Source organism: Nitrospirota bacterium (assembly GCA_016214385.1).
In the GTDB taxonomy this organism is placed as follows: Bacteria; Nitrospirota; Thermodesulfovibrionia; order UBA6902; family JACROP01; genus JACROP01.
Window position 1 is genome coordinate 1 of record JACROP010000170.1, and the last position, 3786, is coordinate 3786.

General features: G+C 44.3%; 3 protein-coding genes. 1 reads left to right on the forward strand and 2 read right to left on the reverse strand.

What is annotated here, in order from left to right:
- Positions 1-168: 168 nt before the first annotated feature.
- The gene (locus HZC12_10410; GenBank protein ID MBI5027115.1) at positions 169-2391 is read right to left on the reverse strand and encodes a DEAD/DEAH box helicase; all 2223 of its coding nucleotides are present in this window, start codon (positions 2389-2391) and stop codon (positions 169-171) included.
- Entirely contained in the window at positions 2388-3326 is a 939-nt protein-coding gene (locus tag HZC12_10415) for a CopD family protein (GenBank protein MBI5027116.1), read from the reverse strand. Before HZC12_10415 ends, HZC12_10410 begins: the two co-directional genes overlap by 4 nt.
- Before the next feature lie 151 nt (positions 3327-3477).
- Between HZC12_10415 and HZC12_10420 the strand changes: the two genes are divergently transcribed.
- The coding region (locus tag HZC12_10420) for a CBS domain-containing protein (protein MBI5027117.1) at positions 3478-3786 on the forward strand (309 nt) is incomplete at its 3' end.

Below are 3786 nucleotides of genomic sequence, written 5' to 3' on the forward strand. Positions count from 1 at the left end.
AAAACCACCGCGGAGAAACACTTTGCATAGGAAATGGCCGATGGTCTGTAAGCACTGCCCAGCCTCTCCGCCCATCTTTATAGAATAATCCATAGCACTCTTTAGCATATCGTGTTTTTACGGTCAAGGAGTTTAGGCAAAAAATATGAGGGGTGGGGAATGCGCACGCTATGCATTTTCAAGGATTATCAGCGCTGCCTTTTTGTCCAGCGGTTCGTTTCCTGAGCCACATTGGGGATCCTGGACGCATGAGGGGCAGCCATCTTCGCATGGACATTCAACTATTATTTTTTTGGCGGCCTCAATCCATTCTGGCATAACATCGAGCCCCCTTTTTGTAAGGCCCACGCCGCCCTCATAGCCGTCATAAATAAATACTGCTGGCACACCGAAGGAGGGATAAATTGGATAACTTATTCCTCCAAGGTCACCTTTATCGCACATTGCAAAGAGCGGCAGGGCTGATATTGAAGCGTGCTCAAAGGCGTGGAGCCCTCCTGGAAAATCAAGGCTTTTCTTTTCGATAAGGGACTGGAGCTTTGAATCAAGCTTTATCCACAGGCCGTAAGTCTCAAAACTCCACGAAGGAAGCTCCACAGGATATCTTCCAATCTTTTCCTGGCTGAAGAGCTTTCGCCTCCAGTAGCCGATTACATTATATGTTGTTTTTAATTGTCCCCAACTGACACCTTTAAAGCTTATAGACTTTCTTTTTTCGATTTCTTTTATAACCTCTGTTTCCTCATGGATTATTGCCTGGGTATAGTAGGTTACATCTACCTCTTTGCAGAAAATCCTCGCATTAACAATATCTAAATCCTCAACCATGTATTGCCTTCCGCGGTGAAGATAGATGGCTCCGGGATGGGCCTCCCTGAAAACTTTAGAGCCGCTTATCTCTCCTATGCGTTTGTTATTGATGTAGATATTAAAAATCCTCCCTATTTCTCTTATGCTCACCTCACGCTGGGGATAACGCCTTGGCGAGAACCATATATCGCCTTTTTTGCCGGGCTTAAGGGCATCTTCGGATACAAGCTCATTTATAACAGGTGCGAGTTCATGGGTGTCATAAACAGAATCCTCTGCCCTTAAATAAATCTCTGCTGCTGCGCATGGCAGATGTTTTTTAAGTATTGATGTATTTGACGTATCAATCATCGCTGCCTCGTGACTCCTGCCAAAAAAATCATCAGGATGCCGCATAAAATACTGGTCAAGTGCATCTTTAAGGGCAACCAGTGCAATAAGAGCGTCCTGGCCATGTCGGCCGACCCTGCCAGCGCGCTGCCATGTGCTTGCAATAGAGCCTGGATAGCCTGCAAGGATACAGGCATCAAGGCCGCCGATATTAATTCCAAGCTCAAGGGCGCTTGTGGATATTACTCCTTCAAGCTCTCCTGAAAACAGCCTCCTCTCTATTTCCCTCCTCTCAGATGGAAGAAATCCAGCCCTGTAGGAGCTTACAGTGTTTTGGTATTGAGGATGGGCATCTATGAGCCAGCTATACATGAGTTCGGTTATCTTCCTTGCCTTGGTAAAGGCAATGCTTTTAAGGCCAGTATCAAGAGATAATTTAAAGAGCTTTGTTGATGCAGTGTAAGGGCTTCCATAGGGGTTTATAAAAAGAAAATGCCTGCCGCCCCTCGGAGCGCCGCAACGGTCAACAACAGTGAAATCAAGGCTTGTTAAATTTCCTGCGAGTTCAGCAGGGTTTGCAATGGTTGCCGAGCATGCGATGAATTGTGGAGAGGAGCCATAGTAGTTGCAGATTCTCCGAAGGCGCCTCAGCACCTGGGCAACATGGGAGCCAAAAACACCCCTGTATGTATGAATTTCATCAATGACAACGAATCGCAGGTTTTTAAAAAACTCAACCCACTTTGTATGGAATGCATTGAGGGCGAGGTGAAGCATGTCAGGATTTGAGAATATTACATTTGGAAGAGCCTGCCTTATCTTTTTCCTCCTGTAAGCAGTTGTATCCCCATCATAGACCTCGCCAGGGTATTCAATGTTAAGGTCTAAAGCCAGCTCTCGCAAGGTTTTTATCTGGTCCTGCTCAAGCCCCTTTAACGGGAATAGGTAGAGGGCTTTTGCGGCTGAATCATCCATAATGGCCTCAAGCACAGGGATGTTGTAAATAAGACTTTTTCCACTGGCAGCAGGGGTCATAACGACTATGTGATGCCCTTTTTTAATAAGGTCTATGCCCTCTGCCTGATGGGTAAAAAGCCTGGCGATGCCCCTTTTTTCAAGGACATTTTTAATCTCTTCTTTTATCGGTCTTTCCGGTTCAGAATATCTTGCAGCCTCAGGCTCAAAGTAGCGGTAATGGGCAAATTCACCTTTAAAATCTTTTTTAATCCGTTCTAAGAGGGAATCAATCATGCCCATCTCCAGAGTGCTATCACAAATACGATGAGGAATACCAGGACGAGATTCATATAAGCGAAGAAGTAAAAGAGCCCTTCATGAAAAGGCCTTGGAGGCTTTTCCATGGTTAATATAAGTTTTCCAACCTGAGGCATTGGAAGAATCTTTTCCTCTCCATGGGGCGCAGTCTTCAGGACATCTGTCAGGTCACTGCCTGACAGATGTTTTTTCAGGTGAGAGCCATCCTTCCAGAATTTGCTCTTTGTGACTTCATAAATCAAACCCTTATAGGCTATATACGCAGGCCTTCCATCCTTACCATCGAATTGAGAGAGGTCATCCAGGGTAAGGTCCTGTGACTCCTTTTTCATGGCAGCTATTCTCTGCCTTCTGAGTTTTGGGCCGATAAAGAATGTCACAATCAATGCAGTTGAAAGCATGATCAGGAAGAGGAATATCTTTATACTTAAAAGTATGCCAAATTTTGTGAGGTAAAACGCCTTCCATGATGGTATCCTGGCAATAGAAAGAAGGATGCCTGTTATAAGGATTATGATTATAGAAATCCAGCCGAGAAATAACTCACCCTTTGGCAGGCCTCTCGCAGCATAGGCAGGTTTCAAAAGGATATGGACATAAAGGATTGTCCCAAACCATAAAATTGCTGCCATTAAATGGAGATAGCCGATAAAAAACCGTACCACCCTCTGTGTCTTTGTCAATGGCCTGTAAAGGCCTTTTATCTTCATGTCATCAAGGAACTTCTCTCCTGTCTTTGTCAGCGGTCCTCCTCCAATAGCCTCAATATGACATTCCTTACACTGAAGACCTGTCTGTCGGGCGTATTCTGTTGTTGCAGAAGATATCGATGGAAAAAAGGACAATGCAAAGATAAGAAGTAGACATATTCTCCATATTCTATGTGCCGCGGTGTTTATATAAAAGTTCATAGCGATAGGTTATAGGATAAATAAACAGGTGGACGGTTTTCAACCGCACCCTTTAAGAAAAAAAAATGTCCCGCCGATGGCGGGATATGATTTAAATCATCGTCTTAATTTAGATTGCGTATAAAATTAGGGGTTAGGGAGGATTGAATTTATGAATAACACGCCAAAAGATTATGAGATTTCTGACGAGGATCTGAGGGCTGCGCTCAGGGAGATAAAGACCTATGTGGACATCACTGAAGAAGACCTTAAGAAGATTTATACAATTGCACTGCGGCATGCAAAAGAAAGGATTGCCCTGAAGATTCCCGTCAGTGATGTGATGATCAAAAATGTGGTTGCTGTTAAAAGGGATGCTGACCTGCATGAAGTTGCAAGACTCCTTTCAGAAAATAAAATCAGCGGCCTGCCTGTGGTTGATGAGGAAAACCATGTGATTGGCATTGTCACAGAGGCTGAT

Excerpts from the sequence above, each read along its gene's own strand:
- HZC12_10410 (MBI5027115.1), bottom strand. The coding sequence starts at position 2,391 with ATGATTGATTCCCTCTTAGAACGGATTAAAAAAGATTTTAAAGGTGAA.
- HZC12_10415 (MBI5027116.1), bottom strand. The coding sequence starts at position 3,326 with ATGAACTTTTATATAAACACCGCGGCACATAGAATATGGAGAATATGT.